General features: G+C 64.4%; 14 protein-coding genes, 1 tRNA gene and 1 pseudogene. 10 read left to right on the top strand and 6 right to left on the bottom strand.

Annotation, left to right across the window (positions count from 1 at the left end; all coding sequences use genetic code 11):
* Positions 1-82 precede the first annotated feature (82 nt).
* From thrB to argS, 5 genes are read right to left on the bottom strand one after another with little or no spacing between them, the layout of a single operon-like run.
* On the bottom strand, positions 83-1,057 hold the full coding sequence (thrB, locus tag E1809_RS09580) for a homoserine kinase (protein ID WP_133204002.1): 975 nt from the start codon (positions 1,055-1,057) through the stop codon (positions 83-85).
* A 2-nt stretch (positions 1,058-1,059) separates the two neighbouring features.
* The gene (gene thrC / locus E1809_RS09575) at positions 1,060-2,166 is read right to left on the bottom strand and encodes a threonine synthase (RefSeq protein ID WP_133204001.1); all 1,107 of its coding nucleotides are present in this window, start codon (positions 2,164-2,166) and stop codon (positions 1,060-1,062) included.
* Positions 2,167-3,495: a homoserine dehydrogenase gene (locus E1809_RS09570; RefSeq protein ID WP_133204000.1), complete on the bottom strand. Its 1,329-nt coding sequence runs from the start codon at positions 3,493-3,495 to the stop codon at positions 2,167-2,169.
* Positions 3,488-4,960: a diaminopimelate decarboxylase gene (gene lysA, locus E1809_RS09565; RefSeq protein ID WP_133204046.1), complete on the bottom strand. Its 1,473-nt coding sequence runs from the start codon at positions 4,958-4,960 to the stop codon at positions 3,488-3,490. The genes E1809_RS09570 and lysA overlap by 8 nt, the downstream gene beginning before the upstream one ends.
* Before the next feature lie 5 nt (positions 4,961-4,965).
* A complete protein-coding gene (gene argS / locus E1809_RS09560; RefSeq protein ID WP_133203999.1) occupies positions 4,966-6,615 on the bottom strand; it encodes an arginine--tRNA ligase in 1,650 nt (549 codons plus the stop codon).
* Positions 6,616-6,834: 219 nt separating this feature from the next.
* Here argS and E1809_RS09555 point away from each other — a divergent pair, with 219 nt between their 5' ends.
* From E1809_RS09555 to E1809_RS09530, 6 genes are all read left to right on the top strand, one after another.
* Positions 6,835-7,263: an FMN-binding protein gene (locus tag E1809_RS09555; protein ID WP_133203998.1), complete on the top strand. Its 429-nt coding sequence runs from the start codon at positions 6,835-6,837 to the stop codon at positions 7,261-7,263.
* Between the two features lie 5 nt (positions 7,264-7,268).
* On the top strand, positions 7,269-8,141 hold the full coding sequence (locus tag E1809_RS09550; RefSeq protein ID WP_133203997.1) for an FAD:protein FMN transferase: 873 nt from the start codon (positions 7,269-7,271) through the stop codon (positions 8,139-8,141).
* Positions 8,138-9,658 (top strand): FAD-dependent oxidoreductase, encoded by a 1,521-nt coding sequence (locus tag E1809_RS09545; RefSeq protein WP_133203996.1) that lies wholly within the window; start codon positions 8,138-8,140, stop codon positions 9,656-9,658. The genes E1809_RS09550 and E1809_RS09545 overlap by 4 nt, the downstream gene beginning before the upstream one ends.
* 87 nt (positions 9,659-9,745) lie before the next feature.
* Positions 9,746-9,821, top strand: a tRNA-Arg gene (locus tag E1809_RS09540).
* A 171-nt stretch (positions 9,822-9,992) separates the two neighbouring features.
* On the top strand, positions 9,993-11,036 hold the full coding sequence (locus E1809_RS09535) for a M4 family metallopeptidase (RefSeq protein WP_235835526.1): 1,044 nt from the start codon (positions 9,993-9,995) through the stop codon (positions 11,034-11,036).
* Between the two features lie 101 nt (positions 11,037-11,137).
* Positions 11,138-11,518: a hypothetical protein gene (locus E1809_RS09530; RefSeq protein WP_133203995.1), complete on the top strand. Its 381-nt coding sequence runs from the start codon at positions 11,138-11,140 to the stop codon at positions 11,516-11,518.
* 60 nt (positions 11,519-11,578) lie between these two features.
* On the opposite strand, the gene E1809_RS09525 is transcribed toward E1809_RS09530, so the two are convergent.
* A complete protein-coding gene (locus E1809_RS09525; RefSeq protein ID WP_133203994.1) occupies positions 11,579-12,547 on the bottom strand; it encodes a GlxA family transcriptional regulator in 969 nt (322 codons plus the stop codon).
* Positions 12,548-12,628: 81 nt separating this feature from the next.
* Here E1809_RS09525 and E1809_RS26635 point away from each other — a divergent pair, with 81 nt between their 5' ends.
* The 4 genes and pseudogenes from E1809_RS26635 to hrpA all read left to right on the top strand — a co-directional run bounded on the left by E1809_RS26635 (position 12,629) and on the right by hrpA (position 17,916).
* The gene (locus E1809_RS26635; RefSeq protein WP_165962266.1) at positions 12,629-12,796 is read left to right on the top strand and encodes a hypothetical protein; all 168 of its coding nucleotides are present in this window, start codon (positions 12,629-12,631) and stop codon (positions 12,794-12,796) included.
* A 104-nt stretch (positions 12,797-12,900) separates the two neighbouring features.
* A pseudogene (locus tag E1809_RS27980) lies at positions 12,901-13,026 on the top strand (HTH domain-containing protein); the annotation flags it as partial.
* 281 nt (positions 13,027-13,307) lie between these two features.
* Positions 13,308-13,886 (top strand): WYL domain-containing protein, encoded by a 579-nt coding sequence (locus tag E1809_RS27975; protein WP_235835525.1) that lies wholly within the window; start codon positions 13,308-13,310, stop codon positions 13,884-13,886.
* Between the two features lie 13 nt (positions 13,887-13,899).
* Positions 13,900-17,916: an ATP-dependent RNA helicase HrpA gene (hrpA, locus tag E1809_RS09515; protein ID WP_133203993.1), complete on the top strand. Its 4,017-nt coding sequence runs from the start codon at positions 13,900-13,902 to the stop codon at positions 17,914-17,916.
* Positions 17,917-17,926 lie beyond the last annotated feature (10 nt).

Raw genomic sequence — 17,926 nt, 5'->3', positions numbered from 1 at the left:
AGACGACACCGGCAGACTTCGACACAGTAGAAGACGGAATCGGCATGAGCCGGAATCCAATGTCAGGGAACTGCCCGCGGTTCTACCGCCGGTGCAACTCCACTCTAGCACCTTCAACGTCTACCGCCAGCGTCATCACGCGCCAAGAAACGTCGGGAGTGTTGCCCGCCGTGAAGGAGGCGATCAATGCGCTGACTTCTTCGGCTTCCTGGACACCATTCGCGAGGGCCAGGACAGTCGGTCCGGCACCGGAAACGACGGCGGCGTGGCCGGCGGACCGCAGCGCACCGATCAGGTCCGCGCTGGGCCGCATGGCTTCCGCGCGGTAGCTCTGGTGGAGGTAGTCCTCGGTACCGGGAAGCAGGAACCGAGGCTCGGTGGTCAGTGCGTGGATCAGGAGCGCGGCACGTCCGGAGTTCATTGCGGCGGCATGGTGCCCAATGGACGCGGGGAGCAAGCCACGCGCAGTTTCGGTGGACAACTCATAATCCGGCACGGCGACGATCGGAATAACGGACGGTGCCACTTCAGCGCGCGTGCTGCTGTACTGCTCGCTGTCCTGCCATGACAACGCCAATCCGCCGAAAATCGCCGGTGCGACGTTGTCCGGGTGCCCTTCCATCTCGCTGGTGAGCTGCAGGATCCATTCCCGATCACGCTGCGCGGACTCGGGAACCATCGCGTTGGCTACCGTCACCGCCGCGACGACGGCAGACGCAGAGGAGCCGAGCCCCCGACCGTGCGGGTTGACGTTGTCAGCGGTGATCTTCAACCCGTTGTGACGGAAGCCGAGGCGTTCCAAAGCGGTGTTGATGGCGCGGACCACGAGGTGGCTTGCGTCGCGCGGCAGGGTGTCGGCACCCTCACCGGAGAGCTCGAACTCGAGCTCTCCGGTGGTAAGCGTCTCGACGGTCAGGGTGTCGTAGATCGACAATGCCAGGCCGAGGCTGTCGTAGCCGGGGCCCAGGTTGGCGCTGGTTCCCGGCACCCTGACGGTAAGTTGCTGGCCCGCCGCGACGAGTTCGAGTCCGGTCGCGGTAGGCTGCGTGGTTTCCACTCTTAGTTTTCTTCCAGTCCTAGTTCGGCTGCTACGGTGACGACATCGTTCGGCACCTTGACGGGCTGGACTTCGCTGCCGTCCTCGGTGCGGAGGGCCCACTGCGGATCCTTGAGCCCGTGCCCGGTGACTGTGATGACGATCGTTTTTCCGGCAGGTACCTCACCTGCAGCGTGCTTCTTGATGAGGCCCGCGACGCCCGCGGCGGAACCGGGTTCCACGAAGACGCCTTCCTTGGAGGAGAGCCAGCGGTGCGCGTTGAGGATTTCCTCGTCGGTCACGGAATCGATGAAGCCGCCGGATTCGTCACGCGCTGCGATGGCGGTGTCCCAGGAAGCCGGGTTGCCGATGCGGATCGCCGTGGCGATGGTGTCCGGCTCCGTGATGGGGTGTCCGGCGACGAAAGGCGCGGCGCCGGCAGCCTGGTATCCCCACATCGCCGGAGTCTTGGTGGAAACGGCGGGAAGTGTGCCCGCGGTTGCCGACTCGAACGGCGCGGAGTATTCCTTGTAGCCCTTCCAGTAGGCGCTGATGTTGCCGGCGTTGCCAACCGGGAGGACGTGGATGTCCGGAGCGTCGCCGAGAGCATCGACGATTTCGAAGGCACCGGTCTTCTGTCCCTGGATACGTGCAGGGTTGACGGAGTTCACGAGGAAAACCGGGTAGGAATCGCCGAGCTTGCGTGCGATGTCGAGGCAGTTGTCGAAGTTGCCGTCCACCTGGAGCAAGGTGGCGCCGTGGGCGATCGCCTGGCTGAGCTTCCCCATGGAGATCTTGCCTTCGGGAACCAGCACGGCGCACTTCAGCCCGGCAGCCGTTGCGTAGGCGGCGGCGGACGCCGAGGTGTTGCCCGTCGAAGCGCACACAACTGCCTTGGCGCCGGCCTCGACGGCGGCCGTCATGGCCATGGTCATGCCGCGGTCCTTGAAAGAACCGGTCGGGTTCATGCCTTCTACCTTGAGGTAGACAGCGGATCCCGTCAGCTCGGAGAGCTTTTGGGCGTGGACCAACGGAGTCCCGCCCTCGCCCAGGGTAATGACCTTCGTGGCTTCCGTTACCGGCAAACGATCAGCGTATTCGCGGATTACTCCGCGCCATTGGTGAGCCACTTAGACCCCTTCTACCCGCAGGACGGATGTCACAGAATTGATGACGTCCAGGCCCTTGATGGCCTCGACGGTTGCCGCGAGTGCGGCTTCGGATGCGCGGTGCGTGACGATCTTCAGTTCTGCCGACTCGTTTTTCGAGGCCGCATCTCGGTGGATCGTCTGGCGCATGATTTCGATGGATACGCCGTGTTCGGCGAAAATGTGGGCGATCCGGGCGAGCACGCCCGGCTGGTCCGCTACGTCGAGGCCGACGTAGTAGCTCGTGGTCGACGCCGAAACCGGCAATGCGGGTACGTGCCCTGTGGTGGTTTCGGTCCGGCCCGGGCCGCCCAACACCACGCGGCGGGCAGCGGACACGAGGTCGCCCAGAACGGCAGACGCCGTCGGGGTTCCTCCGGCTCCCTGCCCGTAGAACATCAGTTCACCGGCGTTTTCCGCCTCAATGAAAACAGCGTTGAATGCGCCACGGACAGCGGCGAGCGGGTGTTCGCGCGGGAGGAGGGTCGGGTGTACGCGGACCGAGATGCCTTCTCCGCCGCCGTTGCCGTTGTTCTCCTTGGTGATCTTCTCGGCGATCGCCAGGAGCTTGATGACGAATCCGGCATCCTTCGCTGCTGCGATGTCCTCGGCGCTGACCTTCGTGATGCCTTCGCAGTAGACGTCTTCGAGGGCGAAACGCGAGTGGAAGGACAGGGAGGCAAGGATGGCCGCCTTGGCCGCGGCGTCATAGCCTTCGACGTCGGCTGTCGGGTCGGCTTCCGCGTAACCCAAACGCTGCGCTTCGGCGAGGGCGTCGGCGAACTGTGCGCCGGTGCTGTCCATTTGGTCGAGGATGAAGTTGGTGGTGCCGTTGACGATGCCGAGGACGCGCGTGATGCGGTCACCGGAGAGGCTGTCGCGGATGGGCCGCAGGATCGGGATCGCGCCCGCCACGGCGGCTTCGTACGAAAGCTGGACCCCGGCCTTGTCGGCTTCTTCGTAAAGCGTCGGACCATCCTGCGCCAGGAGGGCCTTGTTGCCGGTGACCACGCAGGCGCCGTTCTGGATGGCGGTCAGGATGAGCGAGCGGGCAGGTTCGATGCCGCCCATGAGCTCAATCACGAGGTCGGCGTCCTTGGCGAGGGTGTCTGCGTCCGTGGTGAACAGCTCCCGCGGGAGTTCGACGTCGCGTTCGGCGTCTATATTGCGCACAGCAATGCCGGTCAGTTCAAGCCGGGCGCCGCTGCGGGCGGCGAGGGCGTCGGCGTCGTCAAGCAGAATCCGCGCAACCTGGGCTCCAACGTTGCCACAGCCCAGCAGGGCCACCTTCAGGGTTCGCACTTCAGACATTCGCCACTCCCATGTCGCGGTTCAACAGATCTTCTTCGGTTTCCCCGCGGACAATCAGCCGGGCGGATCCGTTGCGCACAGCGACAACGCCAGGCCTGGCCAGATAGTTGTAGTTGCTTGAGAGGGCCCAGCAATAAGCGCCGGTTCCCGGTACAGCGAGCAGATCACCGGCTGCCACGTCTTCGGGCAGATATACATCTCTAACAACTATGTCGCCGCTCTCGCAATGTTTGCCCACTACTCGGGACAACTGCGGAGCCGCTGAAGACTCGCGGGAGGCCAGAATTGCCGAATAATCCGCGTCATACAGGACCGGACGGGCGTTGTCGCTCATCCCGCCATCCACCGACACATAGCGCCGCGGGAACGTAACGTTCTCCTGCCCCGTAGTCCCGCCGGGAGCGTCCACGCGCACGGTTTTCAGCGTTCCCACCTCGTACAAGGTGAAGGTGCTGGTGCCCACGATCGCCCGGCCCGGCTCGATCGAGATGCGCGGCGGCACGATGCCGAGTTCCGCGCACTTCGAACGCACGACGGCGGCAAGGGCGTTGGCGATCTCCGCGGGCGGCCGCGGGGTGTCCACCGGGGTGTACGCAATCCCGTGCCCGCCGCCAAGGTCGAGCTCGGGCAATGTCATGGAGTATTTTTCCTGCATCCGGGCCAGGAACCCCAGGAGCTTCTCTGCCGCCAAGGCGAATCCGTCCGGTTCGAAGATCTGGGAACCGATGTGGCAGTGGAGCCCGAGAAGCTCGATGCCCGGGTAGGACGTCGCGGCCGCAACCGCTTCCTCCGCGGCGGACAATCCGGCTTGGTCGGTGGAGTCGTCGGCCATGGACAAGCCGAACTTCTGGTCTTCGTGCGCGGTGGCAATGAACTCGTGCGTGTGGGCGTGCACACCTGGTGTGAGGCGCAACATCACGTTGGCAACCTCGCCGCGGCTTGAGGCGATCTTCGCGACGCGATCGAGCTCATCAAGGCTGTCGACGACGATACGGCCAAGCTTCATGTCCAGCGCACGGTTGATCTCGGCGTCGGATTTGTTGTTGCCGTGCAGTCCGAGGTCCGGACCCTTGATCCCCGCGCGCGCAGCGACGGCGAGTTCCCCGCCGGAGCATGTGTCCAGGCGCAGGCCTTCGTCGGCCACCCAACTGGCAACAGCAGTGCACAGGAAGGACTTGCCCGCGTAGTAGACATCCACTCCCCCGCAGATGTCCTCGAACGCGGAGTCGAAGGCTTCCTTGAACGCCCGGGCACGGGACCGGAAATCGGACTCGCTCATCACGAAGAGCGGAGTGCCGAACTGGGCCTTGAGCTCGCTGGCTGTGATGCCGTCGATGGTGAGTTCACCGGCGTCGTCCCTGTTGACGCCTTCGGCCCACAGGGGCGCGTGGAGCGCGTTCACGTCGCCGGGGACGGCGAGCCATTCGGGAGCGAGCGGCGATGCGGTGCTGTTCGTATCCTGCATTTCGGTCACATCCGTTCCGGAGCGGAAACGCCGAGGAGATCGAGCCCGTTGGCGAGAACCTGGCTGGTGGCTTCGTTGAGCCAGAGGCGGGTGCGGTTGACGTCCTGTACCGGCTCGTCGCCCAAAGGCGAGACCCGGCAAGCGTCGTACCAGCGGTGGTAGGCACCGGCAATGACCTCGAGGTGGCGGGCCACGCGGTGCGGTTCGCGGAGCTCCGCGGCCTTCGCCACGATGGACGGGTAGCTGCCAAGGTAGGACAGCAGCTCGTTTTCCGTGGCGTGGTCCAGGAGGGACGCGTCGAATGCACTGAGGTCCACGCCGGCGTCGATCGCGTTGCGGGCCGTCCCACGGGACCGCGCATGCGCGTACTGCACGTAGAAGACCGGGTTCTCGTTGCTGTTCTTCTTCAACAGTTCCGGATCCAGCGTCAACGGAGAATCTGCCGGGAAGCGGGCCAGCGAATAGCGAACGGCGTCCGTCCCGAGCCAATCGATGAGGTCCTTGAGCTCAATGATGTTGCCCGCACGCTTGGACAACTTGGCACCGTTGACCGAAACCAACTGGCCGATCAGGACTTCGATGTTGACCTCGGGGTCGTCGCCCGCGCACGCGGCAATCGCCTTGAGCCGGTTGATGTAGCCGTGGTGGTCCGCGCCCAGCAGGTAGATCTTCTCGGTGAAGCCGCGGTCCTTCTTGGAAAGGTAGTACGCGGCGTCGGCGGCGAAGTACGTGGGCTCGCCGTTGGCCCGGATCATCACGCGATCCTTGTCGTCCCCGAAGTCCGTGGTGCGCAGCCACACCGCGCCCTCGTCGTCGAACACGTGGCCCTGTTCGCGGAGGCGCGCGACGGCGGATTCGATCGCCCCGGCGTCGTGTAGTTCCTGCTCGGAGAAGAAGACGTCGAAGGACACGCCGAACTTTGCCAGAGTGGCCTTGATGTCCTTCATCTGGGCTTCGTAGGCCGCGGCGCGGATCACGGGCAATGCCGCTTCATCCGTCAGCTCCCGGATCGCCGGGTGCGCCTTCAGGACCTCGTCTCCGAGTTCCCTGATGTACTCGCCGGGGTAGCCGCCTTCCGGAACATCCCGGCCATGGAGGCGGGACAGGACGGAGTTAGCGAACACGTTCATCTGCGAGCCTGCGTCGTTGATGTAGTACTCCGCGGTGACATCTGCCCCGGACGCGCGCAGCACGCGCGCAATGGAATCACCCAGGGCAGCCCAGCGCGTGTGGCCGATGTGGAGCGGACCGGTGGGGTTGGCCGAGACGAACTCCATGTTGACTACATGGCCTGCGAGCGCCTGGTTGGTACCGTAGGAGCGTCCGGCTTCGACAATTGCCTTTGCAAGGGCGCCCGCGGCAGCGGCTTCGACGGTGATGTTGAGGAATCCCGGACCGGCGATGTCCACGGACTCGACGCCGTCGATCGCTTCGAGCCTTTTGGCAAGGATCGAGGCGAATTCGCGCGGGTTTGTGCCGGCTTGCTTCGCCAATTGCAACGCAATGTTGGTGGCCCAGTCGCCGTGCTCCCTGTTCTTGGGTCGCTCCACGCGCACGTCCTCGGGAAGGGCCGATTCGGAAAGGGCGAGTTCGCCGGCGGCGACAGCGTCCTTCAGGCAGGCGGATATGGCGGATGAGAGTTCTTCGGGAGTCACCCGTCTAGCGTACCGGTGGGGCTTGCAAGTGGAGGAATTCGGGACGCACGTGATGATGCACACGCAGGCACAGCCTGCACACAGCTGGCTCACAGTTTGGGCGGGTGGAGCTCACAGCCTGAACCGATACGCTGAGTCCGACGTTTTAAGGGGTGATCTGTGTCCAGCCCGGACCATGTGCCCAATCCCACTTCTTGTCCAGTTGAAACGAGCAGAAATATGACCACGCCACTTCGCAAGAGCCTCCTCGTCGGCGCCGCCGGACTTTCCCTCGCCGGCTCGGTCGCGGGGTGCGCGCCGACTGCCCAGGCCGGATCTACCGACCTCGCCAAATCGGGTTCCACCATCACCGGCCCTTACAAGGACGGCACGTACAGCGCCGACGGTGATTACTTCTCGCCCAACGGCGGCGAAACAGTCGGAGTGCAGCTGACCTTGTCCGGCAACGCGATTTCTGCTGTGGACATTACCGTCCACGCCGACAACCCGAACACCCAGAAGTACCAAGGTGAATTCAAGGACGGGATCGCCGCCCAGGTCGTGGGCAAGAAGCTGGACGAGATCAACGTCACGAAGGTTGCCGGCTCCTCGCTGACCAGCGGCGGCTTCAACAAAGCAGTGGAAAAAATCAAGTCCGAGGCCAAATAGCCGCCGTGCCGTACGCGGGCTGGAGTGACTTCAGCTTCGACGGTATCGGGACCCGCTGGGAGATTTCGACGCCGGAACCGCTCACCAGCGCGGTTCGCCAACTCCTCCTCGACGTCGTGGAGGATTACGACCGGAGCTACTCGCGGTTCCGGAACGACGCCGTGATCGCACGGCTGGGACAGGACGCCGGGAGCATTACCCTGCCGGTAGGGGCTGCCGACCTCGAAAGGCTGTTCAGGACCCTGTATCGCCTGAGCGGAGGTGCCATGACTCCCCTGATCGGCAAAAGCCTTGAACAATTGGGTTATGGCGCGGACTACGCCTTGCGTCCGCTTGGCGGACCGCTGCCCGCGCCGCGCTGGGAGGACGCCTTGCGCTGGGATGGCCGGGAAATCTCCGCCTCCGAACCGGTAGTGCTGGATATCGGCGCGGCCGGGAAAGGCCAATTGGTTGACCTTGTGGCTGAGGCCTTGCTCTCTGCCGGGATTCCCGGGTTTGTGGTCGATGCGAGCGGCGACATGCTCCACCGCGGTGTGCAACCGCTCAGGGTCGCCCTCGAACACCCGTACGACCCCTCCCGGGCGATTGGCGTCGTCGAGCTCCGGGACCGAGCCTTGTGCGCCTCGGCGGCCAACCGCAGGGCCTGGGGCGACGGTTTGCACCACGTCCTTGACGGATCCACGGGCCGTCCCGTGGAAACTGTTGTTGCGACGTGGACCATGGCTGCCACGGCGATTGAGGCCGACGCGCTTGCCACGGCGCTCTTCATGGTGGAGCCGGACGTCCTCGAGGATGAGTTCGATTTCTCCTGGCTCAAGGTTTACTCGGATGGACATGCTGCTTTCTCGGCCGGATTCGAAGGGACGCTTTTCTCATGAATGCCACTAAAGCGCGGGTGGACGCCTGGCTTGGCCGAATGACCATGTACCGGCTCATCCTGTGGATCCTTGCGATCCTGGCGGCGTATAGCCTGCTGCTGGATGTGTTGGGCTGGCTCACGTTCGGCGTCACGGACATGCTCGTCCACCTTGCGCTGTGCCTGGGCCTGACGTACGCCTCCAATCGCCTGGTTGCTTTGTTGTTCCGGGTCAAGCCGCATTCGGAGTCATCGCTCATCACGGGCCTGCTCCTCTATTTCCTTTTCTGGCCAAGCACCCTGGCGCCTTCTGCGCAGGTACCGGATCTCGCCGGAGTCGCCTTGGCCTGCGTAGTGGCGTCGGCGTCGAAGTACGTCCTTGCGTACCGGGGCCGCCATATTTTCAATCCCGCAGCGGCCGGAGCCTTCATTGTCAGCCTGACGGGATTGAACATCGCCACGTGGTGGGCCGCGACGCCCGCCATGCTCTGGCTCCTGGTGCCCGGGGTTGCCCTGGTGCTGTACCGCACGAAGAAGCTGCCGATGGCAGGGGTATTCCTCGTGGTGACGGTGGCGATCGTGGCAAGCGCGCTGCTTCGTACAGGGGTGGACGTGGGGTCGGCCATCTGGCAACCCCTCGCGCAGCAGCCGCTCCTGTTCTTCGTCGGTTTCATGCTGACCGAGCCGTTGACGCTGCCGCCGCGGCGATGGCAGCAGTTGGCGATGGCCGTCGTCGTGGGCGTCCTGTTCGCGGTGCCATACAACCTGGGCGGGGTGGCGAACTCGCCGGAGCTCGCCCTGCTCGTGGGCAATATCCTCGCGTTCCTCGCCGGGCAGCGGCGCGGGGTCATGCTGACTTTCAAGGGCTCGCGTCCGCTGACGCCTTCCACGACGGAATTCCGGTTCGTGCCGAAGCGACCGGTCCGCTTCCTGCCCGGGCAGTTCATGGAACTGGACCTTCCGCACTCCCGGTCAGACGGAAAGGGCTGGCGGCGCGTCTTCAGCATCACGAACGCGACGGACTCGCCCGAGGTGACGTTCGGCGTCGGAACGGCCGAACCGGTCTCGGCCGCCAAGCGCGCGCTGTTGGCGCTCACGCCCGGCGAGCGCGTCCGCGGGACCGCGGTGGGAGGTGACTTCGTGCTCCCGCCCGACGCCGGAGCACCGGTCCTGCTCATTGCCGCCGGAATCGGGATCACTCCTTTCCTGTCGCAACTCGCGTCGCTCAGTTCCGTTCGCCGCGACATCGTGGTGCTGTATCTCGCCCGGAGTGCCGCCGAACTCGCCGGGAGCGACGTCCTGGAGGCCTCTGGGGCACGCGTGATCGCCAGGCTTGCGGACGGATCGGCCCCGCCGGAGTTCATGCACGACGCCGGCCAGGCACGGATCGATGCCCACTCACTGTTGGGATTCGTTCCCGACGTGGCACAGCGGATCGTGTACGTTTCGGGGTCGCCCGCGCACGTGGACTCGCTCCGGGCAGCCGCACGACGCGCGGGCGCCCGGCGGATCCATGTGGACTCTTTCGCGGGCTACTGAGGGCGCGCCGCAGCGCCGTTTTCCATTGCGGCGCGGTGGCTGCTAAGCTCATGGACGTCCCACCGGCAACGGATGGGAGCCCCGGATGCCCTCGTAGCTCAGGGGATAGAGCGTCTGCCTCCGGAGCAGAAGGCCGTAGGTTCGAATCCTATCGAGGGCACCAGAGAAACCCTGCCAGTTCCTAGACTGGCAGGGTTTCTTTTTTTGTTTTCGACACCCGCAGGCGCCCCTCCACCCCCACTCACGGACATACCTTTGATGTCCGGCTAAAAAGTCAGGGGCCCCTCCTAGGCTGTTTCGTACCCGGTTACGTCCACGGCAGGAAGGGTCTTCCATGATCTGCTCCATAGTTCCGCCCTACATGCTGCGCAGGCTGGCGGCACAGCATGAGCCCCGGTTGCGGGCCATTGCCCGTGCGGCAAAAGAAGGCCTCGTCCACATCAAGTCCCTCCAGGCTGCCCGGGCGCTCCCGGTGCCTATACCGGTTCCCACCGCCCGTCAGGCCAAACCAGGGCTGCCTAAGCGGACAATCTACGACGCCGGCTCCGCCGAGAACCTGCCCGGCAAGCTCATCCGCAAAGAAAGCGGTCCGGCCACCGAAGATCCCGCCGCCGACGAAGCGTTTGACGGGCTGGGCGATACCCACCGCCTCTATGCCGAGGCCTTCGGGAGGAACTCCATTGACGGCGCCGGGCTCAAACTCGATGCCACCGTCCACTACGGCGAGTTGTATGACAACGCTTTCTGGAACGGTAGCCAAATGGTGTTCGGTGACGGCGACGGGCAGATCTTCCAGCGATTCACCAAATCGCTCAGCGTCATCGGCCACGAACTGGCCCATGGAGTCACGCAGTACACGGCAGCCCTCGCCTATCGGAACCAGGCCGGTGCGTTGAACGAATCCATGTCCGATGTCTTCGGGGTATTGGTGGAGCAATATGCCAGGAAGCAGCCGGCCGCGGAGGCCAGTTGGCTCATCGGAGAAGGCCTCTTCACCGACGCCGTCCAAGGTGCGGCGCTGCGCTCCATGAAGGCACCGGGCACCGCGTACGACGACGCCGTCCTCGGAAAGGATCCGCAACCGGACTCCATGGACACCTACGTACGGACGACGGCGGACAACGGCGGAGTGCACATCAATTCCGGCATTCCCAACCGGGCCTTCGCTGTCCTTGCCCTGGAGCTCGGCGGCAACGCGTGGGAATCGGCCGGACAGATCTGGTACAACACTTTGAGCTCCGGTTCGCTGCCTGCGACCTGCACGTTCACCCGCTTCGCCAAAGCCACAGTCGCGTCCGCCGTCGAGTTGTTCGGCGCTGGATCACCCGAGCATGACGCCGTCCTGAAGGCGTGGGAGACTGTCAAGGTAAAGGCCTAGCCATCACTATTGGCTGGCGGAAGTTGCCGACCACGAAGACCACTCGAGCATGGAAAACCGGTCGGACATGAAGATCACCCTGACGTGAAGATGGCCGCGACATGAAGATCACAGTGCAGCGCAGCGGCGGCGTCGCGGGGGTAACCCGCGTGTGGACTGTGGTCGCCACGAGTCCGGAAGACAAGCGCCGCTGGATGCCGATCGTGGAGGCCTGCCCGTGGGATACAGTGCCCCCGCGCTGGAAGGTAAGTCCAGCCGAAGGCACTCAAGCCGGAAGCCTGCAGGCGGTAAAGTCCGAAGGACAAGCGAGTGCGCCGGTGAGTGGCTCCGCGGGCGCGCCGGCGGGGCAAGCCGACCGTTTCATGTATTCGATCCGTGCGGGACAACGCCGGGCGACCCTCCCGGAGGCCTCCATCACCGGACCGTGGCACACCCTCGTGGAAAACGCCAAGAACGAGGGCACGGAGACGTTGGGCCGGTGACGTTGGACCGGTGACGGATTCGGGCATTCAGCCTTTCGCCAGCCGACTGACTGAGGACAGCTAGCCGACCTCGGCCAGTTGCCCGCGGAATGCCCGCCGATACGATTGCGGACTTGTGTCCAAGGCCTTGGCAAAGTGGTGCCTCAACAGCACGGAGTGCCCGAAGCCCGCGCGTCGGGCCACCTCGTCAATGTTCAATTCCGTGGTTTCCAGGAGTTCCTGTGCCCGTAGCACCCTCTGGGAGTTGAGCCAAGCCGCGGGCGTGGCTCCCGTCTCTGCCCGGAAGCGGCGCGCGAAAGTGCGCGCCGACATGTGCATGCGGGCCGCCAACTCGTTGACGCTGTGGTCGTGCTCAAGGTTTTCCACCATCCAACGCAGCAAGGCCTCCATGGGCGCGGACCCGCACGTTGGCATGGGGCGTTCGATGAACTGGGCCTGCCCGCCATCCCGGTGTGGCGGGACCACCATGTCACGTGCGATTGCCGCGGCAACGTTGGCACCCAGTTCGATGCGGACCAGATGCAGGCAAGCGTCAATTCCGGCCGCAGTCCCGGCGCTCGAGATGATTGTTCCGTCCTGGACGTACAGGACGTTTTCATCCACGCAGACCTTCGGATACCGACTGGCCAGCTCCTGCGAGTAATGCCAATGAGTCGTGCAGCGGCGGCCGTCCAACAACCCCGCCCGGGCGAGGGCAAAGGCTCCGGAACAGATCGACATGACCCACGCACCGCGCGCATGGGCGGCCCTCAACGCTTCCAACACGGGCTCGGGAATGTCCTGGTCACGGCCAAACGGGGCCATGATGACCAGATCGGCGTCGTCGGCCGCGGCAAGTCCGTGGTCAACGTGCATGGACAAGCCGGACTTCATCGGAACGTCGCCCGGGACGGGCGTGCACACCCTGAATTCGAAGCGCGGAACACCCGTCCCGCGGTCTTCCCGGTTGATCCCGAAGACCTCGAAGGCGGTCCCGAATTCGAAGATCGAGAAGTTGGGAACAACTATGATCGCCACCGTTTTCAACATGATTCCAGTGTGGCAGAAAATCGTCGATAGTGGGCATTTCTGCCACTGTTTTGTGGGCGGGATCGGGAACACGATGGAGTCATGGAAATCGTCGGAGTCTTAGTGTTCATCGTCCTCCTCATGACGCTCGCAGGCACCGTTTCGGCGGTCCTTCGCGGCGGCAGCAGCAACATTTCTCCCGATCGTTCAGAGCCGTGGACCTCGCGGGAACTGCCCAACAACTCGTGCTGGACGGCGCGCGTCTTCTAGCGCCGCCCGCCGAGCCCCGCCGGATCAACGCCGCCCGTTAAGGGTGCCCTCAAATAAGGACGATTGTTGTCCGTATAGCCTGGATGGTGGGCTAGATTCAATCCATGATTCAAACTTCCGCCAGGCTGCTGCAATTGCTTTCCTTGTTGCAGGTCCGGCGTGAATGGTCGGGTCCGGAATTGGCCAAGCGCATGGGAGTCACTGAACGGACCGTCCGGCGCGACATCGATAAACTCCGGAACCTCGGATACCCCATCCATGCGTCACCAGGCATCGCAGGCGGCTACCAGCTGGGTGCGGGAGCCCAGCTCCCGCCGCTCCTCCTAGACGACAACGAAGCACTCGCTGTCGCCTTGGGATTGAACTCCGTGGCAGCCGGTCCTGTTGCCGGCATCGGCGAAGCATCGGTACGCGCACTCGCCAAACTCGAGCAAGTGCTGCCTTCACGGCTCCGGCCCAAATTCGCGATGCTGAAAGCTGCCGTGACCACCTGCCAAGCAATGCAGCGTCGGTGGACCCGCAACAACTCACGGTTGTTTCAGCCGCCATTGCTGACAAGCGCCAGCTCAGCTTCGATTACGCCAAGGCCAACGGCGATACCGCGCGGCGGCTCGTGGAACCGTACGGTTTGGTGGACACCGGCCGACGCTGGTACTTGGTGGCATGGGACGTTGATAGGGAGGACTGGCGGACCTTCCGGGCCGACCGGATCGCTTCACTGCCCGTGGAACGCAGGAAATACTCACCACGACCACTGCCCGCCAATGACCTGGCGGATTATGTCCAACGGTCCGTGACGCGGTCCCCCTACCGCTATGACGTCGTCGTCCGCCTGCACGCGCCGCTCGGCGAGGTGGCCGCCGTCGTGGGTCCGCAACTGGCCAGTTTGAGCGACGACGGCGGGAACGCGACGCTGCTGCGCGCCGGCTGGGACAGCCTGGCGCAGCCTGCCGCCCACCTCGCATCCTTGGGCATGGACTTCGAAATCATCGCCCCGGAGGAATTCAAGGATTACGCCCGCACCATGGCCGCGCGGTTGGGGAAGGCTGCCGGAACCCGCGTCCTGCAAGCGGAGGCGCCGCCACAGTAGACTGTCAGCAGCCATGACACTTCACATTTCCTACCCCGCAGAGCTGCCGGTCTCCGAGCGCCGCGAGGACTTGATGGCGGCCATCGCCGCTAACCAGGTGACCATCATCGCCGGCGAAACTGGTTCCGGCAAGACCACCCAGATCCCCAAGATGTGCCTTGAACTCGGCCTGGGAGACAAGGGTTTGATCGGCCACACCCAGCCGCGGCGCCTCGCCGCCAGGACTGTTGCCGAACGCATCGCTTTCGAGATGGGCGTGGAGATCGGGCAGGAGGTGGGCTTCCAGGTCCGCTTCACCGGCGAGGTCAGCAAGGGCACCAAGATCAAGCTGATGACCGACGGCATCCTCCTGGCGGAAATCCAGCGGGACAAACTGCTGCGGAAATACAGCGCCATCATTATCGACGAGGCACACGAGCGAAGCCTCAACATCGACTTCATCCTCGGCTACCTCAAGCGGATCCTGCCGCAGCGGCCGGACCTGAAGGTCATTATCACCTCGGCCACAATCGACCCCGAGCGGTTCGCGAAGCATTTCGGCAGCGAAGAGGAGCCGGCGCCGATCATCGAGGTCTCCGGCCGGACCTACCCGGTGGAAATCCGCTACCGCCCGCTGTCGCAACCGTCCGCCGGAACCGGCGAAGATGAGGACTCGTCCGACGACGAACTCGAGGAAGACCGCGATCCCCTCGACGCGGTGTGTGACGCCGTCGACGAACTCGCCCTCGAAGCGCCGGGAGACATCCTGATCTTCTTCTCGGGCGAGCGTGAAATCCGGGACGCCGCGGAGGCGCTTAACGGCCGGATCCAGTCCAATCGGCGGCTGACCGGCACCGAAGTCCTGCCGCTGTTCGCCCGGTTGAGCCTGCAGGAGCAGCACAGGGTCTTCAACCCCGGCGGCAAAAGGAGGATCGTCCTCGCCACCAACGTCGCGGAGACGTCGCTGACGGTTCCCGGCATCAAGTACGTCATCGATACCGGCACGGCCCGCATTTCCCGATACTCGCACCGGACCAAAGTGCAGCGGCTGCCGATTGAACGTGTTTCGCAAGCATCGGCAAGTCAGCGCTCGGGCCGTTGTGGCCGTGTCTCAGAGGGCATCGCCATCCGGCTCTATTCGGAAGAAGACTTCGAGTCCCGCCCGCAATTCACCGATCCCGAGATCCTCAGGACCAACCTGGCCGCCGTCATCCTGCAGATGACGGCAATGGGCGTGGCCCGGGGCCCTAAAGACGTCGAGAACTTTCCGTTCGTTGAGCCTCCGGACTCCCGCGCCATCAACGACGGCGTCATGCTGTTGCGCGAGCTCGGTGCCCTCAGCGCTGCCCGTCCAGGTGATGCGGGCGCGCCCCGGGCCGGCGACGGCGGAAACGGGCGCCGAGGCGGCCAGGCAGCAAGGGGCGGCCAGGGCAGCGGCGGCGGGCTGACCGCCGTCGGGCAGAAACTCGCGCAACTGCCGGTCGATCCCCGCTTGGGCCGCATGATCGTCGAGGCCGGAAAGCGCGGCTGCGTGAAGGAAGTCATGATCCTGGCAGCTGCACTCACCATCCAGGATCCTCGCGAGCGGCCAACCGACAAGCAGCAATTGGCGGCGGAGAAGCACGCCCGCTTCCGGGACGAAAACTCCGACTTTACGGGGTTCCTGAATTTGTGGAACTACATCCAGGAGAAGCAGCACGAACTCTCCTCCACCCAATTCCGCCGTTTGTGCAGGAATGAGTTCATCAACTACCTCCGCATCCGCGAGTGGCAGGACCTCTTCCAGCAATTGCGCCAACTCGCCAAGCCGCTCGGCATCACGATCGACAACAAGCGCGAGGCCGATCCCGTGGGCAACAACGAGGGCATCCACATTAGTTTGCTGTCCGGCCTGCTGAGCCACATCGGCCTGCTGGATGAGCGGAAGCGCGAATATGCCGGAGCCCGCGGCAGCCGCTTCGCGATCTTTCCGGGCTCGGCCCTTTTCAAGAAGTCACCGGCGTTCGTCATGGCGGCCGAACTGGTGGAAACCAGCCGGCTGTGGGCCAGGATCGCGGCGAAGTTCGATCCCCTGTGGGCCGAGCAAGTCGCTCCGGAGCTCGTCAAGCACTCCTACAGCGAGCCCCACTGGTCTGCCCGGAGCGGCTCGGTCATGGCGCACGAGAAGGTGACGCTGTACGGCGTTCCCATCATCCCGAACCGCCGAGTCAACTATGGCCGGATCGACCCCGAACTGTGCCGCGAACTCTTCATCCGCCATGCCCTCGTGGAGGGCGACTGGAAAACCCACCACAAGTTCTTCCACCGCAACCGGGCCTTGCTCAACGAGATCGAAGAGCTGGAAACCAGGATGCGCCGCCGCGACATCCTGGTGGACGACCACACCCTTTTCGAGTTCTACGACGCCCGGATCGGCAAGGACGTGGTCTCCGAACGGCACTTCGACAAATGGTGGAAGGATGCCCGCCAGCAGGATCCAACCCTGCTTGATTTCGACCAATCGCTCCTGATGAGCGACGACGCGGAATCCCTGGACGATTCCGCGTACCCGAAAACCTGGCTGCACAAGGGTTTCGAACTGCCACTGAGCTACGAGTTCCACCCGGTGGCGCCCGGTTCCCCACCGAATCCGTCCGACGGCGTCACCGCCGAGGTTCCCGTCCTCTTTCTCAACCAGCTCGACGACGCCGCCTTCCGCTGGCAGATTCCCGGCCAAAGAGTGGACCTCGTCACGGCCTTGATCAAGTCCTTGCCGAAACAGGTCCGCAAGAACTTCGTTCCAGCACCCGATGTCGCCCGGCAAGCAGCCGCAGCCCTGGAGGACGGCTTCGATCCCGCGACGGACGAGCTCGAACCGTCCCTCGAACTGGTGTTGCGCCGCCTCCGCGGGCACATCATCCCGCCGGGCTCCTGGAACTGGGATGCGGTGCCTCCCCACCTCCGTGTCAGTTTCAAAGTGGTCGACAGCCGTGGAAAGGTCCTCGGCGAAGGAAAAGACCTCGCCGCGCTCCAGGAGCAGCTCGCGCCCGCCACCCGCCGGGCCATCGCCGAGTCGCTCGGCGCAACGCCCGCGAAGGCCGCCCGCGCCAAGGGCCCGACGCCGGAGCGGACCGCAGGGGCACCCGCGCCTTCCCGGGGCAGCGGCGAAGCCGTTCCCGCGCCGCAGGGCGCCGGTTTCCTGGCAGAGCAGACCGGACTCACGCAATGGACCGTCGGGACGATCCAACGCCAAGTGACCCGCATGGTCAAAGGGCACGACGTCACCGGTTTCCCGGCATTGGTGGACGAAGGCAAGTCCGTGGCACTGCGTGTCTTCCAAACGCGGACCGAACAGGAAGCCGCAATGCGCGGAGGTGTCATCCGTTTTCTCGCGCTGCGGGTTCCTTCCCCGGACCGCTATGTCCTCGAGCACCTGAACAACACCGAGAAGCTCACGTTCAGCCAGAACCCGCACGGTTCCGTGGCAGCGTTGATCGCCGACTGCGTTCTCGCAGCCATCGACAAGCTCGTCCCGGCTGAGCTTCCGTGGGACAAAGCGGCCTTCGATGCCCTGTACGAACTGGTCCGGGCGGATCTGATCGATACGGTATTCACCGTGACCGCCGTCGTCGAACGCGTTTTGGCGAGCACCCGACGCATCGAGAAGCAACTCAAGGGCAGCACGAGCCTTTCCCTCATCAGCGCCCTCAACGACATGAAGAGCCAGCTGGAACAACTCGTGTATCCCGGTTTTGTGGCACAGTCGGGTTACGCGCAGCTCAGCCACCTGCCGAGGTACCTGGCCGCGATCGAGAAGCGCCTTGAGAAGCTCCCCGGCAACGTCCAACGCGACGGACTCAATATGTCCGCGGTCCAAGCGTTGGAGGACGACTACGACGACGCCGTGTCGGCCTTGCTGCCCGGGCGTCGGGCAGGGGCGGAACTAACACGCGTGCGCTGGATGATCGAGGAGCTCCGGGTGAGCCTCTTCGCCGTCGAACTCGGCACGGCGTACTCGGTTTCGGAAAAGCGCATCCGGACCGCGCTCAACCAGGCACTGGCGCCGGCGTAGCCGCATCTCC

It is taken from the genome of Arthrobacter terricola (assembly GCF_004354015.1).
Lineage (GTDB): Bacteria > Actinomycetota > Actinomycetes > Actinomycetales > Micrococcaceae > Arthrobacter > Arthrobacter terricola.
This window is presented reverse-complemented; position numbering and strand designations above follow the sequence as displayed.

What these genes read in the sequence shown, in the direction of transcription:
- E1809_RS09570 (WP_133204000.1), bottom strand. Translation starts at nt 3,495, where the DNA reads ATGTCTGAAGTGCGAACCCTGAAGGTGGCCCTGCTGGGCTGTGGCAAC.
- lysA (WP_133204046.1), bottom strand. Translation starts at nt 4,960, where the DNA reads ATGCAGGATACGAACAGCACCGCATCGCCGCTCGCTCCCGAATGGCTC.
- E1809_RS09555 (WP_133203998.1), top strand. Translation starts at nt 6,835, where the DNA reads ATGACCACGCCACTTCGCAAGAGCCTCCTCGTCGGCGCCGCCGGACTT.
- E1809_RS09545 (WP_133203996.1), top strand. Translation starts at nt 8,138, where the DNA reads ATGAATGCCACTAAAGCGCGGGTGGACGCCTGGCTTGGCCGAATGACC.
- E1809_RS09535 (WP_235835526.1), top strand. Translation starts at nt 9,993, where the DNA reads ATGATCTGCTCCATAGTTCCGCCCTACATGCTGCGCAGGCTGGCGGCA.
- E1809_RS09530 (WP_133203995.1), top strand. Translation starts at nt 11,138, where the DNA reads ATGAAGATCACAGTGCAGCGCAGCGGCGGCGTCGCGGGGGTAACCCGC.
- E1809_RS09525 (WP_133203994.1), bottom strand. Translation starts at nt 12,547, where the DNA reads ATGTTGAAAACGGTGGCGATCATAGTTGTTCCCAACTTCTCGATCTTC.
- E1809_RS26635 (WP_165962266.1), top strand. Translation starts at nt 12,629, where the DNA reads ATGGAAATCGTCGGAGTCTTAGTGTTCATCGTCCTCCTCATGACGCTC.
- hrpA (WP_133203993.1), top strand. Translation starts at nt 13,900, where the DNA reads ATGACACTTCACATTTCCTACCCCGCAGAGCTGCCGGTCTCCGAGCGC.